This window comes from Burkholderiales bacterium (assembly GCA_036262035.1).
In the GTDB taxonomy this organism is placed as follows: Bacteria; Pseudomonadota; Gammaproteobacteria; order Burkholderiales; family SG8-41; genus JAQGMV01.
Genome location: DATAJS010000010.1, coordinates 189,853 through 213,534, shown reverse-complemented (window position 1 = coordinate 213,534; position 23,682 = coordinate 189,853). Strand labels below are relative to the sequence as shown.

The 23,682-nt window shown below is 66.1% G+C and carries 23 protein-coding genes and 2 tRNA genes; 8 read left to right on the top strand and 17 right to left on the bottom strand.

Translation table 11 applies throughout. The features are described from left to right. Nucleotides 1-88 precede the first annotated feature (88 nt). Nucleotides 89-1,006, bottom strand: coding sequence for a cupin domain-containing protein (locus VHP37_08960; GenBank protein ID HEX2826460.1), 918 nt, complete (start codon nt 1,004-1,006; stop codon nt 89-91). A 432-nt stretch (nt 1,007-1,438) separates the two neighbouring features. On the opposite strand from VHP37_08960, the gene VHP37_08955 reads away from it, so the two are divergent. Beyond that, nucleotides 1,439-1,645 carry a hypothetical protein gene (locus VHP37_08955; GenBank protein HEX2826459.1) on the top strand — a complete coding sequence of 69 codons (207 nt, stop codon included), beginning with the start codon at nt 1,439-1,441 and terminating at the stop codon, nt 1,643-1,645. Then, on the top strand, nt 1,642-2,004 hold the full coding sequence (locus tag VHP37_08950; protein ID HEX2826458.1) for a hypothetical protein: 363 nt from the start codon (nt 1,642-1,644) through the stop codon (nt 2,002-2,004). Before VHP37_08955 ends, VHP37_08950 begins: the two co-directional genes overlap by 4 nt. A gap of 64 nt (nt 2,005-2,068) precedes the next feature. On the opposite strand, the gene VHP37_08945 is transcribed toward VHP37_08950, so the two are convergent. From VHP37_08945 to VHP37_08935, 3 genes are all read right to left on the bottom strand, one after another. Next, entirely contained in the window at nt 2,069-2,305 is a 237-nt protein-coding gene (locus VHP37_08945) for a hypothetical protein (GenBank protein ID HEX2826457.1), read from the bottom strand. A 102-nt stretch (nt 2,306-2,407) separates the two neighbouring features. Beyond that, a complete protein-coding gene (locus VHP37_08940; GenBank protein ID HEX2826456.1) occupies nt 2,408-3,067 on the bottom strand; it encodes a PEP-CTERM sorting domain-containing protein in 660 nt (219 codons plus the stop codon). Between the two features lie 373 nt (nt 3,068-3,440). Next, nucleotides 3,441-3,516: transfer RNA gene (locus VHP37_08935), tRNA-Phe, on the bottom strand. Between the two features lie 248 nt (nt 3,517-3,764). Between VHP37_08935 and VHP37_08930 the strand changes: the two genes are divergently transcribed. Beyond that, on the top strand, nt 3,765-3,959 hold the full coding sequence (locus VHP37_08930) for a hypothetical protein (GenBank protein HEX2826455.1): 195 nt from the start codon (nt 3,765-3,767) through the stop codon (nt 3,957-3,959). On the opposite strand, the gene VHP37_08925 is transcribed toward VHP37_08930, so the two are convergent. The 4 genes from VHP37_08925 to VHP37_08910 all read right to left on the bottom strand — a co-directional run bounded on the left by VHP37_08925 (nt 3,947) and on the right by VHP37_08910 (nt 7,266). Further along, nucleotides 3,947-4,246, bottom strand: a complete 300-nt coding sequence (locus VHP37_08925) for a hypothetical protein (protein ID HEX2826454.1) — start codon at nt 4,244-4,246, stop codon at nt 3,947-3,949. The genes VHP37_08930 and VHP37_08925 overlap by 13 nt on opposite strands. Nucleotides 4,247-4,441: 195 nt before the next feature. After that, nucleotides 4,442-6,085 (bottom strand): chaperonin GroEL, encoded by a 1,644-nt coding sequence (gene groL, locus VHP37_08920; protein ID HEX2826453.1) that lies wholly within the window; start codon nt 6,083-6,085, stop codon nt 4,442-4,444. 34 nt (nt 6,086-6,119) lie between these two features. Further along, nucleotides 6,120-6,410 carry a co-chaperone GroES gene (groES, locus tag VHP37_08915; GenBank protein ID HEX2826452.1) on the bottom strand — a complete coding sequence of 97 codons (291 nt, stop codon included), beginning with the start codon at nt 6,408-6,410 and terminating at the stop codon, nt 6,120-6,122. A 208-nt stretch (nt 6,411-6,618) separates the two neighbouring features. Then, on the bottom strand, nt 6,619-7,266 hold the full coding sequence (locus VHP37_08910) for a diguanylate cyclase (protein HEX2826451.1): 648 nt from the start codon (nt 7,264-7,266) through the stop codon (nt 6,619-6,621). Between the two features lie 259 nt (nt 7,267-7,525). Here VHP37_08910 and bioA point away from each other — a divergent pair, with 259 nt between their 5' ends. From bioA to VHP37_08895, 3 genes are all read left to right on the top strand, one after another. After that, the gene (gene bioA / locus VHP37_08905; protein ID HEX2826450.1) at nt 7,526-8,824 is read left to right on the top strand and encodes an adenosylmethionine--8-amino-7-oxononanoate transaminase; all 1,299 of its coding nucleotides are present in this window, start codon (nt 7,526-7,528) and stop codon (nt 8,822-8,824) included. A gap of 124 nt (nt 8,825-8,948) precedes the next feature. Continuing rightward, entirely contained in the window at nt 8,949-10,346 is a 1,398-nt protein-coding gene (dacB, locus tag VHP37_08900; GenBank protein ID HEX2826449.1) for a D-alanyl-D-alanine carboxypeptidase/D-alanyl-D-alanine-endopeptidase, read from the top strand. A gap of 61 nt (nt 10,347-10,407) precedes the next feature. Continuing rightward, entirely contained in the window at nt 10,408-10,989 is a 582-nt protein-coding gene (locus tag VHP37_08895) for an outer membrane beta-barrel protein (protein ID HEX2826448.1), read from the top strand. Between the two features lie 89 nt (nt 10,990-11,078). On the opposite strand, the gene ubiD is transcribed toward VHP37_08895, so the two are convergent. The 4 genes from ubiD to recG are packed head-to-tail and all read right to left on the bottom strand — an operon-like array spanning nt 11,079 to nt 16,037. Then, a complete protein-coding gene (gene ubiD, locus VHP37_08890; protein ID HEX2826447.1) occupies nt 11,079-12,542 on the bottom strand; it encodes a 4-hydroxy-3-polyprenylbenzoate decarboxylase in 1,464 nt (487 codons plus the stop codon). Continuing rightward, a complete protein-coding gene (gene ubiA / locus VHP37_08885; GenBank protein HEX2826446.1) occupies nt 12,539-13,420 on the bottom strand; it encodes a 4-hydroxybenzoate octaprenyltransferase in 882 nt (293 codons plus the stop codon). The genes ubiD and ubiA overlap by 4 nt, the downstream gene beginning before the upstream one ends. After that, the gene (locus VHP37_08880; protein ID HEX2826445.1) at nt 13,417-13,953 is read right to left on the bottom strand and encodes a chorismate lyase; all 537 of its coding nucleotides are present in this window, start codon (nt 13,951-13,953) and stop codon (nt 13,417-13,419) included. The genes ubiA and VHP37_08880 overlap by 4 nt, the downstream gene beginning before the upstream one ends. Nucleotides 13,954-13,964: 11 nt before the next feature. After that, entirely contained in the window at nt 13,965-16,037 is a 2,073-nt protein-coding gene (gene recG / locus VHP37_08875; GenBank protein ID HEX2826444.1) for an ATP-dependent DNA helicase RecG, read from the bottom strand. A gap of 36 nt (nt 16,038-16,073) precedes the next feature. On the opposite strand from recG, the gene VHP37_08870 reads away from it, so the two are divergent. After that, nucleotides 16,074-16,397, top strand: coding sequence for a tetratricopeptide repeat protein (locus tag VHP37_08870; GenBank protein HEX2826443.1), 324 nt, complete (start codon nt 16,074-16,076; stop codon nt 16,395-16,397). A gap of 81 nt (nt 16,398-16,478) precedes the next feature. Here the strand turns inward: VHP37_08870 and VHP37_08865 are convergent, their stop codons facing one another. The 5 genes from VHP37_08865 to lgt all read right to left on the bottom strand — a co-directional run bounded on the left by VHP37_08865 (nt 16,479) and on the right by lgt (nt 21,780). After that, a complete protein-coding gene (locus VHP37_08865) occupies nt 16,479-17,633 on the bottom strand; it encodes an acyl-CoA dehydrogenase family protein (GenBank protein ID HEX2826442.1) in 1,155 nt (384 codons plus the stop codon). A 1-nt stretch (nt 17,634) separates the two neighbouring features. Continuing rightward, complete coding sequence (locus tag VHP37_08860) at nt 17,635-18,759, bottom strand: acyl-CoA dehydrogenase family protein (protein HEX2826441.1); 1,125 nt, start codon at nt 18,757-18,759, stop codon at nt 17,635-17,637. A 98-nt stretch (nt 18,760-18,857) separates the two neighbouring features. Further along, the gene (locus tag VHP37_08855; GenBank protein HEX2826440.1) at nt 18,858-20,729 is read right to left on the bottom strand and encodes an ATPase, T2SS/T4P/T4SS family; all 1,872 of its coding nucleotides are present in this window, start codon (nt 20,727-20,729) and stop codon (nt 18,858-18,860) included. A gap of 144 nt (nt 20,730-20,873) precedes the next feature. After that, nucleotides 20,874-20,949: transfer RNA gene (locus VHP37_08850), tRNA-Ala, on the bottom strand. Nucleotides 20,950-20,985: 36 nt separating this feature from the next. Beyond that, complete coding sequence (gene lgt / locus VHP37_08845) at nt 20,986-21,780, bottom strand: prolipoprotein diacylglyceryl transferase (GenBank protein ID HEX2826439.1); 795 nt, start codon at nt 21,778-21,780, stop codon at nt 20,986-20,988. 138 nt (nt 21,781-21,918) lie between these two features. Here lgt and ilvD point away from each other — a divergent pair, with 138 nt between their 5' ends. Continuing rightward, the gene (gene ilvD, locus VHP37_08840) at nt 21,919-23,592 is read left to right on the top strand and encodes a dihydroxy-acid dehydratase (GenBank protein HEX2826438.1); all 1,674 of its coding nucleotides are present in this window, start codon (nt 21,919-21,921) and stop codon (nt 23,590-23,592) included. The last annotated feature ends 90 nt before the right edge of the window (nt 23,593-23,682 follow it).

The window sequence follows — 23,682 nt, the reverse complement described above, 5'->3', positions numbered from 1 at the left end:
TTGATACGTGTGGCATAAGTCACGCGCTCGGCGGCTCCAGGCGCGCGCGCAGGGGCCGGCGCCGCGGACTGCGGACCAGCGGAAGCCGCTACTTCTTCGACGGCACGAACCTGTCGAGCGCGGTCAGGCGCGACGCCTTGCCGATCTGTTTCCGCAGGTCGATCGCATCCCGGCGCAGTTGCGCCGTCGTCTGAGCGAGCTCCTGCTGAAACTCCGATGAATTCATCAGCGCGATGTAGTGCTCGATGACCGCTGCGGGAGTCGCGTAGGCGGGCGCGCAGTGCCGGAAGTAGCGTGCGTTCGCATCGCGGCTGATCCGCTGGACGTTCGGCGTGAGGTCCACGAGGTCGAACGACAGATGCAGGCTGTATTGACTCGCCGTGTCGCAGCGATGGGGAACGCCCGCCCTGACATACAGCACGTCGCCGGGCTCCATCATCACCTCGGCGACCCGGGGGCCGAGCGCGCGCTCGTCCATGACGTTGCCGACGTACCGCCGAACCTGGGGCGCGTAGATGTGCCAGCGCTTGCGGCCTTCGATCTGAATCACCAGGACGTCGTCGCAGTCGCTGTGCCCGCGGTACGCCTCCCCGCCCTGCTGCGACAGGAAAGCGACGCAGTTCGACAGCGAGCACGGCAGGGCCGCATCGATGCTGGCGACGAAGTCGTTGATGGGAGGCTCCAGGATGTCGAGCCCTTCGAGGACGAGCGCGCCGCCGCGCGCGAGATGTCCATCGATCACCGTCTTGTCCATGAACTTCAGCGGCTTGTTCTGCACCCTTTTCTCCATCGCCGCGGTTTCCAAAGACAGCGCGTTGCCGTTGGCGAAGAGAGTGAGCCAGTCGGGTGTGAGCAGCGGGTTGCTCAGATGCCTCCGGAGGCTGTCGAGGCCGAAAAACGTGACCGCAGGGATCCGGCCGGAAGAATGCGCGAACACCGCAGGCGGCGCGGCGCGCTGTGCGCGATAGAACTGAAAGGCCTGCTCGAGCTCAGGGTGAAGTGGCACGCGCTGCTCTCTCACGTATGTTTAGAACAAATGTCGGTTTCACAGAAGCGGTGGCGACGAACGACTTGAATCGGCTGGTGGCCAGGGACCACCCGGAAAGTCCATCCAGTCCATTGGCTCGAAGTCGTTCAACCGGAGGAGGCAGCGGACTTACCCCCGAAGCTACCCCGGTGCTTAAGCGGTATTCCCGCATGGCAGGCTCCTGCGTCGAGCGTAACACGGCGCCCTTCCGACTTAGTGGGTTCGGCGCCCGGCCGGCGTGGTCGAAGAGACGGTCAGTCGTTCCAGTAGCCGACAAGGCGATAGAATGCGCGGCCTATGTGTGGACGCCACGCCCTCTGCGGCCCGCCAAAGCGCGCCCGCGCCGACGAGGCTTACTTCTCCCACGTCGACGACTTCCCGAGCTCCTGGAACGTCGCTCCGACGCACGCCATGCCGATTGCGCGGCTCCGGGAGCGTGACGACGCGGCACGGCTCGAGGCCGACGACCCCAAGGAGCTCATGCGGCCGGCGCGCAACGAGCGGCTCTTCGCCTGCCCTGCCGGGCCAGCGGTCGGTAAGGTTGCGAACAACCATCCGTCGCTGATCGAGCCGCTGGAGGACACCGACAGAGCGCACCTCGCGCTCAAGCCGCGATGAACCGTATCAAGGTGCGCTCCACAATCGGTCGTGGCTGGGTCTGGGAACTGCGAACGCCGGACGGCCACGTCGCCGCGAGCTCGGAAGTGTTTGGCGACCGTGAGGCCTGTGAAGCTGACGCACGCAACCAGGGGCTGCCGGTCACCGGCCTGCGGAAAGGACGCCGATCGAAGACAAAAGCGCTCGCGACCGGCCTGAACATTCGGCACGACAGCCGCGGTATCTGGCGGTGGGAGTGCGTCGGCGAGGATGGCAGCGTCGCGTCCGCATCCGATATTGCCTTTCTGACCCGTGACGAATGCGCACGGGACGCCGAGCAGCGCGCCCCCTGCATCACGCAGGCAACCGCGACGGACTGAAGCGACCAACAGCAGCGCGCGCGCCCGCCGGTCGGTCCCGAGGAGTCGCGGAAGTTGTGCCCTCTTACTCGTCGATCCGGATACTCCGGACCCCGAACATTCGCGCCTCGGGGGCGCCCAGCCAATAGCCTTCAACGCGAAGTCGTTGCCCATTCTTGAGGTTTGCAGGCTCGTCGCCACTGGCGCGTTGTCCTGTGCAGAAGATGCGGCGCTGATCCTCAAGCGTCAGGAAAAAGCGGTACTTACCGCGATTTCCAACTCCTTCACTGAACTCATCGACGACGCCGATCAATAAAGCCACGCACATCTCCGCGCCCTGGTCGGGGCGACGATAGCTCGCGACCGCGCACAACTCCGCAAATAGAACGGCGGCCGAATCCGCCGCGAAGCTCGCTACGTTCGACTACTTGTTCTTGCGTCGGCGGCTCAGCCCAAAGGCGCCGAAGGCTGCGCCGAGCAGTGCGAGCGAGCCGGGTTCAGGAACGGCCGCCGCGGACACAACATCGGATAGAACGAAATAGTCGGAAAACACCGGGAACGTGCCGCTGGCGATGGTGACCAGGGCGGTCTGTGGAAGACTCGTGTTCGTGGCCCAATACCAATTATCGTCGAGGTCGGTCAGCGTGTTGTTGAAGATACTCACCCAGTGCGTGCCGGCGCTCAAGTTGATGCCGGCGCCGAGGCTCGACTCGTAAGCGAAAAACTCCACCGAAGGGATGGGGGCAAAGACCTGTCCCGTACCGGTCCGATTGACAGCGTTGCCTACGAGAAACGTACCCTCGAGCGCTCCGATACTCCCGGCATTATCTGCAAAAAAGTTGATCGTGAACGCGTCGATCGGTGGCGGTGTGCCGGAGCCGTGATAAAAGCCACGCCATTGCACGTCGTCTACGTTCGCAGCTGTACTCAGCGAGAACTTATTGAACACAAAAGTGGATTCATCAACGTCCGACCGCGTCGCCGTGTTCGGCGTGAAGGTATTTGAATAGACGATCACCGCGTTCGCGCTCATGCTGAGCGCGCCCGCGATAAGTGTCATGAGGACTACGAAGATACGGAACATTTCGGCATTCTTATTTTTCGTTCTAGGAGTGAGTTAAGCAGGAACCTTGCCACTGCAAAAACACTCCCTTGGCGCAAGCACTTGGCCCGCGCTTCACGATGTGGTCGCATCATTTGTAAACGCCGCCGACATTGCAGCAGTTGCGGTTTAGCTTAACGAGCCTTGTATGCGCATTCCGAGGCGCCGGCAGATACGACGCGCTCCAGATTGACGTCCAAAATCCGCGCGAACGAGTCAAACGCGCGTTCAGGCATCTGCCCGATCGCCCAGAGCGCATTGACGGGCACAGACCCAGGGCTCTGGGCTTCACGCGCAAGCGCACGTGCGAGCAGCGCCGCAACCGGCGGGATGACTGCTGAGCGGGTGAATCGATTGGTGGCCAGGGACGGAATCGAACCGCCGACACAAGGATTTTCAGTCCTCTGCTCTACCAACTGAGCTACCTGGCCCCGGGTAAAACGCACTCGCCGCGCAGCGATCACGGAAGAATCTGCGATACGGCGGAAGGAGGGAGGGCTTGGAATCCGTCGCGCGAGAGCGCGCCGGAAAGCGCGCTATTAAAGCCGCAATGCGCTGATCGGTCAAGTACTTCCATCGTCTCCGGCGGCCGTTCGCGCGCATCCTATCGCGCGCCCTGCGCGGGCCCGTCGACACGGCACGAGAGTTGCGACAACGGCGCGATCGCAGGAGACGCGCCGTGGCTCAAAGCTGGCAATTCACGCAGGACGAACAGGAGCAGTGGCGCTGGACGCGCATCGACGACGATCGCTCCACCCAATCAGCCGCGGCGTTCGAGACTCAGGTCGACTGCTTCATGGACGCCATCCGCCACGTCGTGAGCGCGAGACGACCCGGCTCCGGCGGCATTGACGGCGGCAATCAGACGCACTGAACCCCCGGCCTCGCGCACAGCGTTCCCACCCCCAGCGCGAGCATCAGCCACAGCAGGAACAGCAGCACGAACGCGATCGCCGGCACGTAGCGGTCGGCGACGGCGCGCGGCGTGATCGCGCGCGCGAAGCGGATGAACGGCATCGATCCCACGGTGACGAGGCCGTAGATGAAGTTGGTGCGCGCTTTGGGTCCGAAGCTCCACATGAGCCCGCGGATGAGAAGCATCAGTCCTGCGACTTCGACGAGCGCGCGCAGCGTGGCGAGTACGGTGATTTCAGGCGGCATGGCGGCGGGGATTGTAGCGTCTGTGAAAATGGATTCCCGCTTGCGCGGAATGAAGGGCAAAGAAAAACCCCGCCGAAGCGGGGTTTTGCTTTCCAACGTTTGCCGACAGGCAAACCAAGGAAGGGAGGTCCAAGGAGGGAAACCTTGGTTTCCCTCCTTGGCGGTCTCCGACATGTAACGCGCGCGGAGCGCTCGTTACATGTCCATGCCCATACCACCCATCCCGCCGTGGCCGTGACCGGCGTGGCCGGCGTCTTCCTTCGGCGACTCGGCGACCATCGCGTCGGTCGTGAGGATCAGGCCGGCGACCGAAGCGGCGTTCTGCAGCGCGGTGCGCGTGACTTTGGTCGGATCGAGAACACCCATCTCGACCAGATCGCCGTACTCGCCCGTCGCGGCGTTGTAACCGCTGTTGCCCTTGCCTTCGAGGATCTTGTTGACCACGACCGAGGGCTCGTCGCCCGCGTTCGAGACGATCTGGCGCACCGGCTCTTCGAGCGCGCGCAGCACGATCTTGATGCCGGCGTCCTGATCGACGTTCTCGCCCTTCAGACCCTTGCCGAGGGCTTGGCGCGCACGCAGCAGCGCAACGCCGCCGCCTGCAACGATGCCTTCCTCGACGGCGGCACGGGTCGCGTGCAGCGCGTCTTCGACGCGGGCCTTCTTCTCTTTCATCTCGATCTCGGTCGCGGCGCCGACTTTGACCAGCGCAACGCCGCCGGCGAGCTTGGCCACGCGCTCCTGCAGCTTCTCTTTGTCGTAGTCGCTCGTGGCTTCCTCGATCTGCGCGCGGATGCTCTTCACGCGGCCTTCGATGGCCGACGCGTCGCCCGCGCCGTCGATGATGGTCGTCTCTTCCTTGCCCACTTCGACGCGCTTCGCCTGGCCGAGGTCGTTCAGCGTCGCTTTTTCGAGCGAGAGGCCGACTTCTTCGGCGATGACGGTGCCGCCGGTGAGGATCGCGATGTCTTCGAGCATCGCCTTGCGACGATCGCCGAAGCCCGGGGCCTTGACGGCGCAGGTCTTCAGGATGCCGCGGATGTTGTTGACCACCAGGGTCGCCAGCGCTTCGCCTTCGACTTCTTCGGCGATGATCAGCAGCGGACGGCCGGCCTTGGCGACCTGCTCGAGCACCGGCAGGAGGTCGCGGATGTTCGAGACTTTCTTGTCGTGCAGCAGGACGTAGGGGTTCTCGAGGATCGCGATCTGCTTCTCGGCGTTGTTGATGAAGTACGGCGAGAGATAGCCGCGGTCGAACTGCATGCCTTCGACCACGTCGAGCTCGCTGTTCAGGCCCGAGCCGTCTTCGACCGTGATCACGCCTTCCTTGCCGACCTTGTCCATCGCGTCGGCGATGATCTTGCCGATTTCCGAATCGCCGTTGGCCGAGATCGAGCCGACCTGCGCGATTTCCTTGCTCGACTTGCAGGGCTTCGAGAGCTTCTTCAGCTCGTCGACGGTGGCGGCGACGGCCTTGTCGATGCCGCGCTTCAGGTCCATCGGGTTCATGCCGGCGGCCACGTATTTCATGCCTTCCTGCACGATCGCCTGCGCCAGGACGGTCGCGGTGGTGGTGCCGTCACCGGCGACGTCGGAAGTCTTGGAAGCGACTTCCTTCACCATCTGGGCGCCCATGTTCTCGAACTTGTCCTTCAGCTCGATCTCTTTCGCGACCGACACGCCGTCCTTGGTGACGGTGGGGGCGCCGAACGAGCGCTCGAGAACGACGTTACGACCCTTGGGGCCGAGGGTCACTTTGACCGCATCGGCCAGAACGTTCACGCCGGCGACGATTTTCGTGCGGGCGGACTCGTGGAATTTGACGTCTTTAGCTGCCATCTGTGAGTTCTCCTGAATGTGCTTGCGGCGGTAATTACTGCTCGATGACGCCCATGATGTCTTCTTCGCGCATCACGAGGAGCTCCTCGCCCTGCACTTTGACGGTCTGGCCCGAGTACTTGCCGAACAGCACGCGGTCGCCGACTTTGACGTCGAGCGGCAGGACCTTGCCGTCGTCGGTTTTCTTGCCTTTGCCGACGGCCTGCACTTCGCCCTGGTCGGGCTTCTCGGCGGCGGTGTCGGGGATCACGATGCCGGAAGCGGTCTTACGCTCTTCTTCCAGGCGCTTCACGATGATGCGGTCGTGCAGCGGACGAATTTTCATGTTGCGGCTCTCCTTCTGAAACGTACGGGAATCCGGATGGGGGCCTGGCGGGCCAGCTTACCTGCTAGCACTCAACCCAAGCGAGTGCTAATGATAATGGCGGCCGCGGTGGATTTCAACAGGCGGGACCCGGAAATTGGGGTCTGTCCCCGATTTCCCAAACGAAAACGGCCGCCCGGAGGCGGCCGCGCGAGGGGTGCCCGCCGGATCAGCTGTCGAGCTTGACCCCGGCGCTGGAGCGGCCGAAGCGGTAGACCGTCTGGCGCTTGCCGTCGCAGGTGGGGGCGATGGGCCGATGCGGGCAGGGGCCGGCGCGCGTGCCTTCCGGCCCGAGCGTCGCGTCGTCGGCGTACTCCGCCCAGATGCTGCCTTTGACCGGGCGGAAGATCCACATGAGGTAACCGCGGTTTGCGGCGAGCTGGACGAGATCGTCGGCGTCGGGCGCGTCGGACACGACGATCTGGTTGCCGTTGATGCCGTAGGGGAACGAGCCGAAAGCCTGGAGGCATTCGTACGCTTCGGTGCCTTGCGCGCCGGGGCGCGTGCACGCGGGTCGTTCGGCGCGCGAGACGTCCCACGCGCCGAGCTTCCATGCGGCTTCCATCGTCGCGAGATCGACGGCGACCAGATCGTTCCAGCGCTGGTTGAGTTGCAGCGCGGAGCTCGGTATCGGCGTGTACGAGACCGTCTCGGCCTCTTCGAGGTCGGCCAGCTTCTCCTTGATGAAGCCGTGCCAGTGCAGCGTGAGTATGACGGGGGTATCGGGACACGGCACCGCCGCCAGCGTGACACCGACGAGCGGCAGGCTCGTGGAGCTCATCTGCTGCTCTATGCTTTCGAGTATACGCATCGACATGACGAGCATCTCCTCAGTGCTAGACTTCAAAGCAAGCTCAATGCCACTTCGCGTGTACTTCCATTAACGTGCAGCGATGGCCCCGGGTTGAGCGGAAAGTTGTAACAAGACGTGCAGTGCTGCCTCTTTCCCCCTCCGATCGCCCGCGCGTATGGCTTCTTTGTATTCCCCCGTAGAGCGGCGCGCAGTGCGTGTACGCACTCCCGCCGTAGATTCTTGAGTCGCCTTTTTCACAATGCAAACTAGCACTCGGAACGACATGCTGCTAAAGCGCAGCCTCGCCTCGGTGTGGCATCCCTGCACCCAGATGAAGCAGCACGAGACGCTGCCGCTCATTCCGCTGGCATGCGCGAGCGGGTGCTGGCTCTACGACTTCGACGGCAAGCGCTACCTCGATGCGGTGAGCTCGTGGTGGGTGAACCTCTTCGGCCACGCCAATCCGCGCATCAACGCGGCGCTCGTCGATCAGCTCTCGTCGCTCGAGCACGCGATGCTCGCGGGATTCACGCACGAGCCGGTCGTCGAGCTGTCGGAGAAGCTCGCCGCGCTGACGGGCGGACGGCTCGGACACTGCTTCTACGGCAGCGACGGCGCGTCGGCGACCGAGATCGCACTCAAGATGAGCTTCCACTACTGGCGCAACAGCGGACGCGCGCAGAAGACGCAGTTCGTCAGCCTCAAAGGCAGCTATCACGGCGAGACGCTCGGCGCGCTGTCGGTGACCGACGTGGCGATCTTTCGCGACACGTACGCGCCGCTGTTACAGCGCAGCGCGCAGGTGACCAGCCCGGACTGGCGGCTCAGGGCGGAGGACGAGACGCCGCGCGATTACGCCGCGCGCGCCGCGCTCGATCTCGAGCGCTATCTCGCTGCGCACCACCCCGCCACCGCGGCGGTCATCGTCGAGCCGCTGGTGCAGGGCGCGACCGGCATGGCGATGTACGACGCGCACTACCTCGCGCGCGTGCGCGAGATCTGCGATCGCTTCGAGGTGCATCTCATCGCCGACGAGATCATGACCGGCTTCGGCCGCACCGGGACGTTCTTCGCCCACCAGCAGGCGGGCATCGCGCCGGACTTCCTGTGCCTGTCCAAGGGGATCACCGGCGGCTACCTGCCGCTGTCGGCCGTGATGACCAGCGATGCGATCTACGGCGCGTTCTACGACGACGCGGTGACGCGCGGCTTCCTGCACTCGCATTCGTACACCGGCAACGCCCTCGCGTGCCGCGCGGCGCTCGCGACGCTCGCGATCTTCGAAGCGGACGACGTGCTCGAAGCCAACCGCGCCAAAGCCGCGACGATGAACGCGCTGTGCGAGCCGCTCGCGCAGCACGCGCGCGTGCGCGACTTCCGCAACACCGGGATGATCTGGGCGTTCGAAGTCGACGCCGACGGCGAGGGCGTGAGCCGCCGCATCTTCGCCGCCGCGCTGGAACGCGAGCTCCTGCTGCGGCCGATCGGCAACACCGTCTATTTCATGCCGCCCTACACCATCACCGAGGACGAGCTCGCGATGCTGGTGGATAGGACGGTGGAAATCGTCGATGGGCTTTGAAAATCCGTTCGCACTGAGCCCTTCGACTGCGCTCAGGACAGGCTGCGCGCGTAGCGCGAAGTCGAAGTGCGCACGAGTGCGTTCGTGTTTCGACTTCGCTTCGCTACGCTCAACACGAACGGTTTTGGCGTTGCTCCTCGCGTTCTTCATGAGCGTTGCAGCCGCCGCGCTGCCGCCGCCCGTCGCGCAGGCGCTCGCAGCCGCGGGCATTCCCGAAACAGCGGTCAGCCTCTACGTGCGGGACGTCGCGACCGACAAGGCGCTGCTCTCGCACAACCCGGAGCGCGCGCTCAATCCCGCGTCCACGATGAAGCTCGTCACCACCTACGCGGCGCTCGAGCTGCTCGGGCCGGCATACACGTGGAACACCGATATCTACGCCGCGGGGCCGGTCGCGAACGAAATTCTCGCGGGCGATCTGGTCATCAAGGGTTACGGCGACCCCAAGCTGACGCTGGAGAACTTCTGGCTGATGTTGCGCGCGTTGCGCGGCCGCGGCTTGCGCGACATCCGCGGCGACCTCGTGCTCGACCGGAGCTTCTTCAGGGTCGACGAGTACGATCCCGCCGCGTTCGACGGCGAGCCGCTGCGCCCGTACAACGTCGGGCCCGACGCGCTGCTCGTCAACTTCAAGGCGATCACGCTGACGCTCGTCCCCGAGCCCGAGTCGCGCAGCGTGCGCATCGTCGCCGAACCGCCGGTGCGAGAGATTCAGGTCGTCAACGCGCTCGCCTACAACGACGCCGCGTGCGGTGACTGGCTGGCGCGCATCAAGGTCGAAGCGCAGCTCGCCGGCGAATCGGCGCGCCTCACGCTGACCGGCCCGTACTCGCGCGACTGCGGCGAGCGCACGCGCAGCTTCAGCCTGCTCGGACACCGTGCATACGTCGGTGCGCTGTTCGCGCAGCTCTGGCGAGAGCTGGGGGGAACGTTCAGCGGCACGGTACGCGACGGCAAGGTCCCGCCGGCCGCGCGTCTGCTCACCTCGACCCGCTCCGAAGCGCTGTCCGAAGTCGTCCGCGACATCAACAAGTACAGCAACAACGTCATGGCGCGGCAGCTTTTCCTCACCCTGGGCGCGCTGGGCGAAGGCACGCCGGGCACCCTCGACAAGTCGCGCAACGTGCTCAGGCAATGGCTCGCGCAGAAAGGCATCGCGGCCCCCGAGCTCGTCGTCGACAACGGTTCCGGGCTCTCGCGCATCGAGCGCATCAGCGCACGCACCTTGAGCGATCTGCTGGTCGCGGCGTATCGCAGCCCCGTCATGCCGGAGCTGATGGCGTCGCTCCCGGTCGTCGCGGCCGACGGCACGATGCGCCGGCGGCTCAACAACGCCGAGGTCGCCGGACAGGCGCACATCAAGACCGGCAGCCTGAACGGGGTGCGCGCGATCGGCGGCTACGTGCTGGACGCGCGCGGCCGCCGCCTCGCCGTGGCCTTCATCGTGAACCACCCCAACGCCGCCGGCGCACGGGATGCGCAGGATGCACTGCTGCGATGGGTATATCGTGCGGCACGTTGAGCGCCGCTCGGGAGCGACGCTTGCTAGCGCACGTCGGGTTGGTCGACATGGGGAGAACGTGATGAAGCGCGTAATGAAATGGCTGCTCGCCGCAGCGGTGGCCCTGGCCGCCCTGCCGGCCGCTGCTCAACTGCAGTTCGGGCGCATGGATACCGGGCTGTACCTCGGCGGGTCGATCGGGGGGTCGGAGTATCGCAACGCCTGCGCCGGTATCGTGGGCGTCTCCTGCGACGAGAAAGACGTCGCGTGGAAAGGATTTGCCGGCTGGCAGTTCAACCGCCATCTCGGACTCGAGCTCGGTTACGCCAATCTCGGCAAGGCCGAGGTGTCGGGGACGGGGGTGTCGGTCAGGTCGCGCGGCGCCGACCTCGTCGGCGTGTTCACGCTCCCGATCAACGAGATGTTCGCCGTCTACGGTAAAGCGGGCGTCGCCTATATGCGTACCAAGGCCAACGCCCCCGGGGGTGAGGTCAAGGAGAACACGACCGACCCCACCTTCGGCGGAGGCGTCCGGGTGAATTTCGCCCGCAACTTCGCGGCGCGCCTGGAATGGCAGCGCTACCACGACGTCGGCGACGAGAACACGACCGGCAAGGGCAAGATCGATTACTGGAGCATCGGGCTGCTCTACGGGTGGTACTGATGGCGTAGCGCAGGCGCCTCGCCTCCAGCACGCGGGGCCTGAACCCTGCGGGCGAGGGCGCCCTTCGACAGGCTCAGGACAGGCCTGCGCTACAGGCCCAGGTCCTTCCAGATCTCGTCGACGCGCCGTTTCACCTCGTCGCTCATCGCGATCGGCCGGCCCCACTCGCGGTCGGTCTCCTGCGGCCACTTGTTGGTCGCGTCGATGCCCATCTTCGAGCCCAGACCCGCGACGGGGCTCGCGAAATCCAGATAGTCGATCGGCGTCGAATCCGCGATCAGCGTGTCGCGCTTGGGATCGACGCGCGTGGTCAGCGCCCAGATCACTTCCTTCCAGTCGCGCACGTTCACGTCGTCGTCGGTGACGATGATGAACTTGGTGTACATGAACTGCCGCAGGAACGACCACACGCCGAACATGACGCGCTTGGCGTGACCGGGGTACTGCTTCTTCATCGACACGCACGCCAGGCGGTACGAGCAGCCTTCGGGCGGCAGGTAGAAGTCGACGATCTCCGGGAACTGCTTGGCGAGCAGCGGCACGAAGACTTCGTTGAGCGCCATGCCGAGCACCGCGGGCTCGTCGGGCGGCTTGCCGGTGTAGGTGGAGTGATAGATCGGATCGCGCCGGCTGGTGATCCGCTCGACCGTGAACACCGGAAAGCGCTCGCGCTCGTTGTAATAGCCGGTGTGGTCGCCGAAAGGACCTTCCAGCGCGGTCTCGTCCGGGTAGATGTGGCCTTCGAGCACGATCTCGGCGCGCGCCGGCACCTGCAGGTCGGAAAGCAGGCCTTTCGCGATCTCGGTCTTGGCGCCGCGTAACAGCCCGGCGAACTGGTACTCCGACAGCGTGTCCGGCACCGGCGTGACCGCGCCGAGCATGGTCGCCGGATCGGCCCCGAGCGCCACCGCGACGGGAAACGGCTCGCGCGGATGGGCCAGCGTGTGATCGCGGAAGTCGAGCGCGCCGCCGCGATGCGCGAGCCAGCGCATGATGAGCTTGTTGCGGCCGATCACCTGCTGGCGATAGATGCCGAGGTTCTGGCGCTTCTTGCTCGGCCCGCGCGTGACCGTGAGGCCCCACGTCACGAGCGGCGCGGCGTCGCCCGGCCAGCACGTCTGGATCGGCAGCTCGGCGAGGTCGACCTCGTCTCCCGACTTCACCACCTCCTGGCACGGCACGTCGCGCACCACGCGCGGCTCCATGGTGAGGATCTGTTTGAGCAGCGGAAGCTTCTCCCACGCATCGCGCAGGCCTTTCGGCGGCTCGGGCTCCTTCAGATACGCGAGCAGCTGCCCCAGCTCGCGCAACGCTTCGACGCTGTCGCGCCCCATGCCGAGCGCGACCCGCCGCGGCGTGCCGAAGAGATTGCCGAGCACCGGCATCGAATGTCCGCGCGGCTTCTCGAAGAGCAGCGCGGGGCCGCCCGCCTTGAGCACGCGGTCGCAGATCTCGGTCATTTCGAGGTTGGGATCGACTTCCGCGGCGACGCGCTTGAGCTCGCCGGCCGCTTCCAGCCGCGCCAGGAAATCGCGCAGGTCGGCGTACTTCACAGCCAGCCGATCCGGACGCGGAAGAAGAGATCGAGCGCGAGCCCGGCGAAGATCGCGAGGCCGACCCAGTTGTTGTTGAGGAAGGCCTCGAAGCAGGCGTCGCGCTCGCGCGTGCGGATCATCGTGTACTGCTGGTGCACGAGCACCGCCGCGATGATCAGTCCGACGTAATAGAGCAGCCCGTTCAGCTGCCACCAGCCGACGATCGCCATCAGCGCGAGGAAGATCGCGTGGCACGCCATCACCCCCGCGACGTCGTGCTTGCCGAGGAGGATCGCCGAGGATTTGACGCCGATCTTGAGGTCGTCGTCGCGGTCGACCATCGCGTACTCGGTGTCGTAGGCGATCGCCCAGAACACGTTCGCGATCAGGAGCACCCACACCACCGGCACGAGCTTGCCGTACTGCGCGGCATAGCCCATCGGGATGCCGAAGCCGAAAGCGATGCCCAGCCAGGCCTGCGGGAAAGAGAAAAAGCGCTTGAGAAACGGGTAGATCACCGCGATCGCCAGGGCCGGAAACGCGAGCATCACCGCGAGCTCGTTGGTGCGCAGCACCAGCATGAACGCGAGGAGGAACAGCACGGCCGCGAGCACGAGCGCTTCCCACGGCTTGATGATGCCTGCGGCAAGCGGCCGGTTACGCGTGCGCTCGACGTGCGGATCGAAGTTGCGGTCGGCGAAGTCGTTGACGATGCAGCCCGCCGAGCGCATCAGCACCGTGCCGGTGAAGAAGATCAACAGGATGTCGAGATCGGGTACGTCGTAAGCGGCGTACCACAAGCCCCACAGCGTGGGCCATAGCAGGAGGAGGATGCCGATCGGCCGGTCGAGCCGCATCAGCTTTTCGTACGCGCCGAGCCGCTCGACGAGCGTCATAGCCGAAGTATCTCCGGAAGAAAGACTTCGGTCACCAGTATAGGGGAATCATGCACGTGGAATAGCGAGCGCCGGGCCCACAAGGAACCGGCGGGCTCGCCGGTGTAGCGCTGCAGCCGCCGCCGCAGCTCGTGATGCGCGTGGAGCTTGCGCGAGCGCAGCGCATGGCGATGCACGCGCGGATCGGCGAAGAGCGCCGCGCCGAGCGGCCGCGTGCCGAGCTTCGCGACGCTGCGCCACGTACCGTGAAGGTCGTGCGGATCGAGCACGGTGTGAGCGAACACGACGGGCACCTCGCCGCAGCACAGGAACACCTCGCGCACGATCACGCGCGCCCGCCCGCCATGGGGAAAGACGAAGCGCTCGTCGCGATCGGGACGGCGCAGCCCCTGGAACAGCAGGCGCACGTTGAAGTCGGCGCACCGCGCCTTCACTCGGGCGGTGAGCGAGCCCGCATCGGTCAACCAGGGACGATAGCGGCCGGCTGCAGCGGGTGCGGGCTGCCAGAAAGTGTCGCGGGGAATGGGTGTCACGAAGGTGTCGATTATACCTTCAGCAACTCGTGCCTTCCCCCCAGCCACCGCTCGAGATGGGCGTGCGCGGCGTCGGGATCGTCGCGCAGCAGTCGCTCCGCGGTATCGCGCGCGGCATCGAGCAGATCGATGTCCACCGCGAGATCGGCGAAGCGCAGCATCGGCACGCCGCTCTGGCGCGCGCCGAGCAGCTCGCCGGGGCCGCGGATGCGCAGGTCGTGGCGCGCGACTTCGAAGCCGTCGCTGTTCTCGAAGATGATCTTCAGCCGGTCGCGCGCGGTCGCGGTGAGCGGGTTGGCGTAGAGCAGGATGCACGTGCTCTTGGCGGCCCCGCGGCCGACACGGCCGCGAAGCTGATGCAGCTGCGACAGGCCCATGCGCTCGGCGTGCTCGATCACCATCAGGCTCGCGTTGGGCACGTCGACGCCGACCTCGATCACCGTGGTCGCGACGAGCAGCTGGATCTCGCCGCGCTTGAAGGCGTCCATCACCGCGGCTTTCTCGTCGCTCTTGAGCCGCCCGTGGATGAGACCGGATCTGAGCTCCGGAAACGCGGCCTGCACGGTCTCGTAGGTCTCGAGCGCGGTCTTGAGCTGCAGGGTCTCCGACTCCTCGATGAGCGGGCACACCCAGTACGCCTGGCTGCCGGCCATGCACGCATCGCGCACGCGCTGCACGACCTCGTCGCGGCGGCTGTCGGAGACGAGGCGCGTCGCGACCGGCGTGCGGCCGGGCGGCAGCTCGTCGATCACCGACACGTCGAGATCGGCGTAATAGCTCATCGCGAGGGTGCGCGGAATGGGCGTGGCGCTCATCATGAGCTGGTGCGGCTGCGTCTTCCCCGCGCGCGTGCCTTTGTTGCGCAGCGCCAGGCGCTGGTGCACGCCGAAGCGGTGCTGCTCGTCGACGATCGCGAGCGCGAGGGTGTCGAACTGCACGACGTCCTCGAACAATGCGTGCGTCCCGACCGCGACGCGCGCACGGCCGCTCGCGACCGCTTCGAGCGCGGCTTCGCGCTCGCGCTTCTTCAGTCCGCCCGCGATCCACGTCACCTCGACGCCGATCGGCGCAAACCAGCCGTCGAGCTTGCGGAAGTGCTGCTCGGCGAGGATCTCGGTCGGCGCCATCACCGCGACCTGCTTGCCGTTCTCCACCGCCTGCAACGCCGCCAGCGCCGCAACGACCGTCTTGCCGCTGCCCACGTCGCCCTGGAGCAGGCGCTGCATGGGATAGGGCTGCGCGATGTCGAGCTCGATGTCGTGCAGCGCACGCTGCTGGGCCGCGGTCAGCTCGAACGGCAGCGAAGCGAGGAGCTGTTTGGTGAGCGTGCGTTTGGCTTTCAGCGCCGGCGCGTCGGCCGCCTTGCGCTTGCTGTAGTGCAGGCGCATCGAGAGCTGTTGCGCGAGCAGCTCGTCGAACTTGATGCGGCGCCACGCCGGGTGCTCGCGCGCCTGGAGATCGCCCAGCGACACCTCGGGCGGCGGGCGATGCAGGAACGTCACCGCTTCCTTGAAGCGCGGCAGCTTCAGCGCAGCGGTCAGCGTCGCAGGGAGGGTGTCGGCGAGGTCGCATTCGCGCAGCGCTCTGTCGATCGAGCGGCGCAGGGTCTCCTGCGTGAGTCCCGCAGTGGTGGGATAGACCGGCGTCAGCGCCTTCGCCACCGCCGCGTCCTCGTGCACGGTCCTGACCTTGGGGTGCACCATCTCCGGCCCGAAGAAGCCGTGACGGATCTCGCCGAATGCGCGCACCAGGGTGCCTTCCGCGAGCTGCTTGATCTGGCTCGGATAGAAGTTGATGAAGCGCAGGGTGAGCACGCCGCTGCCGTCCTCGATGTGCGCGACGAGCTGGCGACGGGGGCGATACTTCACGTCGCACTTGGCGACACGGCCCTGGACCAGCACGTCGAGCGAGGCCGGCGCTTCGGCGATGGCGTGGATGCGCGTCTCGTCGTCGTAGCGGAGAGGGAGATGCAGGACCAGATCGAAAGGGCGGTTTACGCCAAGCTTCGCGAGCTTGTCGAGGGTCGCTCTCTGTATGCCGGTGAGGTCGGGCGTCGCGGCGTCGGCGGCCGATGAAGATTTCACGTTTGCTATGATGAAGCGCCCTCACCAAAGTATCAAATGGCGTCGCTCCTCCTGGACAACCTCCTCAAGATGCTCGCGGCCGGCCGCGACAACGCGCTGCTGCGCTACAGCCTCGGCAACGAGTACCTCAAGGCCGGCGAAGCCGCGGCCGCGGTGGAGCACTTGCGGGCGGCGCTCGCGCACGATCCGGAGTACTCCGCCGCGTGGAAGCTGCTCGGCAAAGCGCATGAGGCCGCGGGCTCTCGCGCCGAGGCGCTGGACGCATACCGCAAGGGTATCGCCGTCGCCGAGAAGAAAGGCGACAAGCAGGCGGCCAAGGAGATGGCGGTATTCGCGCGGCGGCTTGAATCCAAGCCGTGACGATGCACAGTCTTGCATAGGGTGCGTGGTAACGCCCCCCTAGCGACGCGGTGCGCTCGCGCGCACCCTACGGAGTGAGATCTACGACGGCAGCTCCAGAACGTATTTGGACAGTATGTTCCGCTGGACCTCGCTCGACCCGCCGTAGATCGTCCCCGGCCGCGCGTAATAGAACGGCGCGAGGAAATCGAGCTCCACCCCCGCCACGTCGTGCGCACCTTCGATCACGCCGTCCTCCGCTCCGGTCTCCACGAGGAGGTCGGTCAGCTGCTGCCAGACTTCCATCGCCCAGATCTTGAGCTGTGACACGTCGGGCCCGAGCGGCTCGCCGCGCTTCACCTGCTCGACGTATCGCCCGTAGAGCGAAGCGAGATCTTCCAGGTCGAGCTTGATCGCGACGAAGCGGTCGACGAAACCGGCATCGTCCATCAGCCCTTTGGCGCGGGCCAGCATCTCGAGCCGCATCAGCGCGTACTGCGGCCGCCGCGGGCTGCCGATGTTGAGGCGCTCATGCCCGAGCAGCGCCTTCGCCACCGTCCAGCCTTCGTTGAGCTTGCCGACCAGGCGGTCGCGCGGCACGCGCACGTTGTCGAAGAACACCTGGCAGAACTCTTCGTGGCCCGCGATGTTGCGGATCGGGCGAATCGTGATCCCCGGCAGATCGGACTCGATCAGCAGGAAGCTGATGCCTTTCTGCTTCTTCGCTTCGCGGTCGGTGCGCACGAGCAGGTAGATGTGCGTCGATTCCTGCGCGAACGACGTCCAGATCTTCATGCCGTTGATGACGAACTCGTCGCCTTCGATCACCGCTGAGGTTTGCAGGTTGGCGAGGTCGGAGCCCGCGTTCGGCTCGGAGTAACCCTGCGCCCAGATGATGTCTCCGGTGCGCGTGCGCTCGAGAAAGTAGTCCTTCTGCGCGTCGGTCCCGTATTTCATGAGGATCGGTCCGACCTGCGTGATGCCCTGGTCGGCGGCGCGCATGACGCCGTGGCGCTCCATCTCTTCGAGGTAGATGACCATCTTCCCCGGATCGAGGGCCATGCCGCCGAGCTCGCGCGGCCAGTTGGGCGCGATCCAGCCTTTCTTTACGAGCTTGTTCCACCACGGGCGGGCTTCGTCCATGCGGATGCGCCGCGACAGGAAGCGCATGTCCTGCGGATATTCGGTTTCGACGAACTCGCGCACCATGGCGCGGAAATCGGCGTCCGGCAGCGCGTTGTAATCGATCTCAGCCATGTCAGTCCTCCGATTGCAGCGCCAGCGCGGCGTAACGGCGGCGGTGCTGGGTCGCGGTGCCGAGCCACGCCGCGAGCACGAGCGCGCGCTTCAGATACAGCCCCGCGTCGTATTCGTCGGTGAAGCCGATCGCACCGTGGATCTGGATCGCTTCGCGCGCGATGCGCACGCCTGCGTCGGAGCAGCGTGCCTTGAGCCGGCTCGCGATCGCGGCGCGCTGGCGCGGCTCGGGATCGCGATCGAGCACCCGCAAGCTGTCGTCCAGCGTCGCCGAAGCCAGTTGCTGCTGGATGTAGAGATTCACCGCGCGGTGCTGCAACGCCTGGAAGCTCCCGATCGGCTTGCCGAACTGCACGCGCGTCTTCATGTAGTCGACGCTCATCTCGAGCGCGCGGCTCATCACGCCGTAGAGCTCCGCGCTCGCGACGGCGCGCGCGCGGTCGAGCGCGCGCGAGAGCGCCGCGGCCGCCGCATCGCCGGTCGCGATCACGCGCTCGCGCGGCACCAGGGCGTTGTCGAGCGCGAGCGTGCCGAAGTGGCGGCCGTCGGCGAGCGGCTCGAGCGCCTGTGTCACGCCCGCCGCGTTGCGATCGAGATAGCCGAGCACGAGACCGCTGTCGGCCTTGCCTGCGACGATGTAAGCGTCCGCGCCGGCGGCGCCGACCACGTAGCGCTTGGTGCCGTTCAGCCGATAGCCGCCTTCGAAAGGCGTCGCGGCGAGCGCGACGTGAGCGCCGTCGGTGGCGCCGGCCTGCTCCTGCCACGCCACCGCGGGTATGAGGTCGCCGCCGGCAATGCGCGGAAGCACGTCGGCCTTGAGCGGCTCGTTGTCGCCCTCGGCGAGAATCGTCGCGGCGAGCACCGCGCACGCCGTGTAGGGCTCCGGCGCGAGCGCGCGGCCGAGCCCTTCGGCGACGATGGCCGTCTCCGCCAGGCCGAGCCCCATGCCGCCGTACGCCTCGGGAACGGCGATGCCGAGCCAGCCCAGATCGGCCATCTGCTTCCAGACGGCGCGGTCATATTCGCCGGGCGTGCCGCGCAGCTTGCGCACGCGGCCGATGTCCATGCCGCGCGCGATGAAGTCGGCGACGCTCTCCTTGAGCATCGCCGCGTGTTCGGATGCCATTCTCTCCTCCTGAAAGATCTACACCGCTGGTCGGTGCGGCCGAGGCCGCACCTCTCCGCGCAAAAGCGCGCTTATGCGCCTGGCGGCGCTACGTGCTGTCAAAATGCCGCCGCGCGCACCTCGTGCATGTCGGTATCGCCCGCGAGCACTTTGTCGATGCCGTCCTGCTTGAGCGTCCGCATGCCGGCGCTCATCGCGTAGAGGCGCAGCTCCGGCGCCGACGCCCGCCGCAGCATCATGCGCCGCATCTCGGGGGTCACGATGAGGAGCTCGAACAGACCGATACGGCCGCGGTAGCCGGTGCGGCGGCAGAAGTCGCAGCCGCGCACGTCGTGCATCACGAGCCGCCCGCCGTAGCGCGCGTTCCACTGCTCGATCAGGTCGGCCGGTTTGAGCTCGGTATCGAAGCAATACTCCCCGGCCAGCGCCTGGATTTCGTCCGGTCTGGCCGGGCGCTTGACGCGGCAGCGTATGCACAGACGGCGGGCGAGACGCTGCGCGAGCACCGCGAGCAGCGAATCGCTGAAGCTGAACGGGTCGATGCCCATGTCGAGCAGGCGCACCACGGTCTCGGCCGCGCTGTTGGTGTGCAGCGTCGAGAGCACGAGGTGGCCGGTGAGCGAGGCCTCGACCGCGATGCCCGCGGTCTCCTGGTCGCGCATCTCGCCGACCATGATGACGTCAGGGTCCGCCCGCAGGAACGCGCGCATCACGGTCGCGAAATCCCAGCCGATGCGCGGGTTGACCTGCACCTGCCGCAAGCCCTGCTGCGTGATCTCGATCGGGTTCTCCGCCGTCCAGATCTTGGTGCCGGGCTCGTTGATCTCGCTCACCAGCGAGTGCAGCGAGGTGGTCTTGCCCGATCCGGTCGGACCCGCCGCGAGGATGAGGCCGTACGGCTTGCGGATGAGCTCGCGCACCTGCTTCATCTGGTTCTCGGAAAGGCCGAGCTTGGGCAGCGGCAGCGCCTCGGTCGCCGCGAGCAGCCGCATCACCACGTCCTCGAGGCTGTCGCGCGTCGGCACCGTGACCACGCGCAGCTCGAGCTCGATGTGGCTGAACTCGAGGAAGTTGATGCGGCCGTCCTGCGCGCGCCGGCGCTCGGAGATGTCGAGCCCGGCCATGATCTTCAGCCGCGACACCATGGCCGAGCGGAAGTTGTAGGGCAGCCGCAGGTACTCCGACAGCACGCCGTCGTTGCGGAAGCGCACCACCACGTTCTCGCGGCCGCGGTTCGCCTCGACGTGGATGTCCGACGCGCCCGCGTTGTGCGCGTCGATGATCATCTTGTTGACGAGGCGAACGAGCGTGCTGTCGTTCTCCTTGATCGCCTCGTCCTTGGCCTCGTGGTCCTGCGACAGCTCGTCGCGGAGCTGCCGGGCGATCGCCTGGATCTCGTGGCGCTCGGTCGGGCCGCCGAAGAACGTGACGATGACGCGCTCGATCTCGTCGACGTTCGCCATCACCGGCACCACCCCGCCCTGGGTGAAGAAGCGCACGCGCTCGATCACGTCGCGCTGGAGCGGATCGGGCATCGCAATCACCAGACGCCCCTCGGCGTAGCACAGCGGCACGATCGCGTTCTTGCGCACGAGCTCTTCGGGCAGCGCTTTCAGCACCCGCGGCTCGATCACGAACTTCGAGAGGTCGACGAAAGGAATGCCGAGCTTCTGGCACAGCACGAGGTCGACCTGCTCGCGCGTGAGAAAGCCCAGCTCGACGAGGATCTCGCCGAGGTGTTTCTTCGGGTCGCCCTGCTGGTACTGGAGCGCGATGCCGAGCTGATCGCGATTGAGCAGCCCGAGCTGCACGAGGAAGTCGCCGAGCTTGACGACCGAGGTCGTGCTTTTCGCGCCGAGCGCCGTGGCGAGGTTTTCGGCGTCGCAGATCTTCTCGAGCGTCGACTGCGCAGGACGCTCTTCTACGCGGATCGACTCGAGGCCTGCGGCGGATTGATCGAGCTCGTCCATGCCCGCGTCCGATGGTCTGGGAATTGATCTTATCTAGCGCGCGGGCGCGGGGAAGTCAAACGACGGAGCGGCGCAACGCGATCGTTCGCCTACCCATGCAAAAGGGCCAGCGGCGCACGGCCTGCTGACCCTTTGTCTCGAATCTGGTGGAGTGGAGGAGGATCGAACTCCCGACCTTCGCATTGCGAACGCGACGCTCTCCCAGCTGAGCTACCACCCCGTGAAGAGAGCGCGATTGTAGCGTACCGCTCTGATTCTACAAAGCCTTCTGCGGTCGCGAGCGGTAGGCCCACGCGACGAAACCGATACCGGCGGCGATCATGGGAAGCGACAGCCACTGCCCCATCGAGAAGCCCATGGCGAGCAGACCCAGGTAGCTGTCGGGCTCGCGCGTGTATTCGACGATGAAGCGGAAGGTCCCGTAGCCGATCAGGAACATGCCCGAGACGGCCCCGCGCGGGCGCGGCCTGGACGAATACCAGAAGAGCAGGATGAAGAGCGCGATGCCTTCGAGGCCGAGCTCGTAGAGCTGCGACGGATGGCGCGGCACGTTGTCGGCGTTGGGGAAGATCATCGCCCACGGCACGTCGGTCGGCCGTCCCCAGAGCTCGGCGTTGATGAAGTTGCCCAGGCGGCCGGCCGCGAGCCCCAACGGCACGAGCGGCGCCACGAAATCGGTGATCGCAAGCCAATCCTGCCTGCGGCGCCACGCGAAGATGCACATCGCGAGGATCACGCCGAGCATGCCGCCGTGGAACGACATGCCGCCTTCCCACACCGCGAAGATCTTCAGCGGCTCGGCGAGGTAATCGGAGAGCTTGTAGAAGAGCACGTAGCCCAGCCGCCCGCCGAGGATCGTGCCGAGGATGCCGTAGAACATCGCGTCCTCGAGATCCTTGCGCGTCCACACGCCGCCGGGGTTTTTCGCGATGCGCCGGGCGCCCAACCACCAGATCAGGGCGAAACCGACCAAGTACATGAGACCGTACCAGCGGATCGCGAGCGGACCGAGATGCACTGCGACGGGATCGAACTGAGGGTGAACGAGCATCGGAGGGGCGATCGGATGTAGCGGCGATAGCCGCTTGAGGGATGTAGTTGCGGCTTTTGACGCGGCGTCAGCTGCGGCAAGAGTCGGCGTTAGAATATCCGGCTCGATTGTAGACGCATTCTCGCAAGGACTTTCCCCATGGCGCTGAACAGACGCAGCCATCTCATCACCCACGGTGTCGCACGCTCGCCGAACCGCGCGATGCTGCGCGCGGTCGGTTTCGGCGACGGCGATTTCGAGAAGCCGATCATCGGCGTCGCGAACGGGCACTCGACGATGAATCCGTGCAACGCCGGCATACAGCCGCTCGTCGATCGCGCGATCGCCGCTTTGCACGATGCGGGCGCGATGCCGCAGATGTTCGGCGTGCCGACGATCACCGACGGCATCGGCATGGGCACCGAGGCGATGAAATACTCGCTGGTTTCGCGCGAGGTCATTGCCGACGCCATCGAGACCGCGGTCAACGGCCAGGCGATGGACGGCGTGCTGGTCTGCGGCGGCTGCGACAAGAACATGCCCGGCGGCATGATCGCGATCCTGCGCATGAACGTGCCCGCGATCTACGTCTACGCCGGCACGATCAAGCCGGGCAAGTGGAAAGGGCAGGACCTCACGATCGTCAGCTCGTTCGAAGCGGTGGGCGCGTTCGCCGCGGGCAAGATGAGCGAGGAAGACTTCGTCGGCATCGAGAAGAACGCGTGCCCGACCGTCGGCGCGTGCGGCGGCATGTACACCGCGAACACGATGTCCTCGTCGTTCGAGGCGCTCGGCATGAGCCTGCTCGGCTCCTCGCAGCTCGCGTCACCCGATCCCGAGAAAGCCGATTCGGCCGGAGCGTCCGCGAAGACGCTGGTCGAAGCGGTGAAGAAGAACATCAAACCGCGCGACATCGTCACCAAAAAAGCGATCGAAAACGCGGTCGCGCTCATCATGGCGACCGGCGGCTCGACCAACGCGGTGCTGCACTACCTCGCGATCGCGCACGCGGCCGAGATCGAGTGGACGATCGACGACTTCGAGCGCATGCGCAAGAAGGTTCCGGTGCTGTGCGATCTCAAGCCCTCGGGCAAGTACGTCGCGGTCGATTTCAACCGCGCCGGCGGCGTGCCGCAGGTGCTGAAGATGCTGCTGAAGGCGGGCCTGCTGCACGGCGACTGCCTGACGATCACGGGCCGCACCATGGCCGAAGAGCTGGAGAAGATTCCGGACCAGCCGCGGCAGGACCAGGACGTCATTCGCCCCTTCGACAAGCCGCTGTATGCCCATGGCCACCTCGCGATCCTCAAGGGCAACCTCGCGACCGAAGGCTGCGTGGCCAAGATCACCGGTCTGAAGTCGCCGAAGATCACCGGACCCGCGCGCGTGTTCGACTCCGAGCGCGAGACCATGGACGCGATCATGGCGAAGAAGATCAAGGCCGGCGACGTGGTGGTGATCCGCTACGAAGGACCGAAAGGCGGCCCGGGCATGCAGGAGATGCTCGCGCCCACCGGCGCGCTCATCGGCCAGGACCTCGGCGACTCGGTCGGCCTCATCACCGACGGGCGCTTCTCCGGCGGCACGTGGGGCATGGTGGTCGGCCACGTCGCGCCCGAAGCGTACGTCGGCGGCACGATCGCGCTGGTGCAGGAAGGCGACTCGATCACCATCGACGCCGACCGGCTCCTCATCCAGCTCAACGTGCCGGACGACGAGCTCGCGAAGCGCCGCGCGGCCTGGAAGCAGCCCGCGCCGCGGTACACGCGGGGCGCGCTCGCCAAGTTCATGAAGCTCGTGTCGAGCGCGTCCAAGGGCGCGGTGACCGACTGACGTCGCAAAGTCGTCATTCCGACGCGACGCCCGTCGCGTCGTCCCGGACCTGTCCGCGATAGCGGACGCGATCCGGGAGCCATGTTGACT

Bases quoted from the DNA above. Each gene is read 5' to 3' on its own strand.
- VHP37_08865 (HEX2826442.1), bottom strand. From the start codon at position 17,633: ATGGCTGAGATCGATTACAACGCGCTGCCGGACGCCGATTTCCGCGCC.
- bioA (HEX2826450.1), top strand. From the start codon at position 7,526: ATGCTGCTAAAGCGCAGCCTCGCCTCGGTGTGGCATCCCTGCACCCAG.
- groES (HEX2826452.1), bottom strand. From the start codon at position 6,410: ATGAAAATTCGTCCGCTGCACGACCGCATCATCGTGAAGCGCCTGGAA.
- VHP37_08860 (HEX2826441.1), bottom strand. From the start codon at position 18,759: ATGGCATCCGAACACGCGGCGATGCTCAAGGAGAGCGTCGCCGACTTC.
- VHP37_08910 (HEX2826451.1), bottom strand. From the start codon at position 7,266: ATGTCGATGCGTATACTCGAAAGCATAGAGCAGCAGATGAGCTCCACG.
- VHP37_08895 (HEX2826448.1), top strand. From the start codon at position 10,408: ATGAAGCGCGTAATGAAATGGCTGCTCGCCGCAGCGGTGGCCCTGGCC.
- VHP37_08855 (HEX2826440.1), bottom strand. From the start codon at position 20,729: ATGGACGAGCTCGATCAATCCGCCGCAGGCCTCGAGTCGATCCGCGTA.
- lgt (HEX2826439.1), bottom strand. From the start codon at position 21,780: ATGCTCGTTCACCCTCAGTTCGATCCCGTCGCAGTGCATCTCGGTCCG.
- VHP37_08870 (HEX2826443.1), top strand. From the start codon at position 16,074: ATGGCGTCGCTCCTCCTGGACAACCTCCTCAAGATGCTCGCGGCCGGC.
- VHP37_08955 (HEX2826459.1), top strand. From the start codon at position 1,439: ATGCCGATTGCGCGGCTCCGGGAGCGTGACGACGCGGCACGGCTCGAG.
- VHP37_08940 (HEX2826456.1), bottom strand. From the start codon at position 3,067: ATGTTCCGTATCTTCGTAGTCCTCATGACACTTATCGCGGGCGCGCTC.
- VHP37_08925 (HEX2826454.1), bottom strand. From the start codon at position 4,246: ATGCCGCCTGAAATCACCGTACTCGCCACGCTGCGCGCGCTCGTCGAA.
- ilvD (HEX2826438.1), top strand. From the start codon at position 21,919: ATGGCGCTGAACAGACGCAGCCATCTCATCACCCACGGTGTCGCACGC.
- ubiA (HEX2826446.1), bottom strand. From the start codon at position 13,420: ATGACGCTCGTCGAGCGGCTCGGCGCGTACGAAAAGCTGATGCGGCTC.
- groL (HEX2826453.1), bottom strand. From the start codon at position 6,085: ATGGCAGCTAAAGACGTCAAATTCCACGAGTCCGCCCGCACGAAAATC.
- VHP37_08950 (HEX2826458.1), top strand. From the start codon at position 1,642: ATGAACCGTATCAAGGTGCGCTCCACAATCGGTCGTGGCTGGGTCTGG.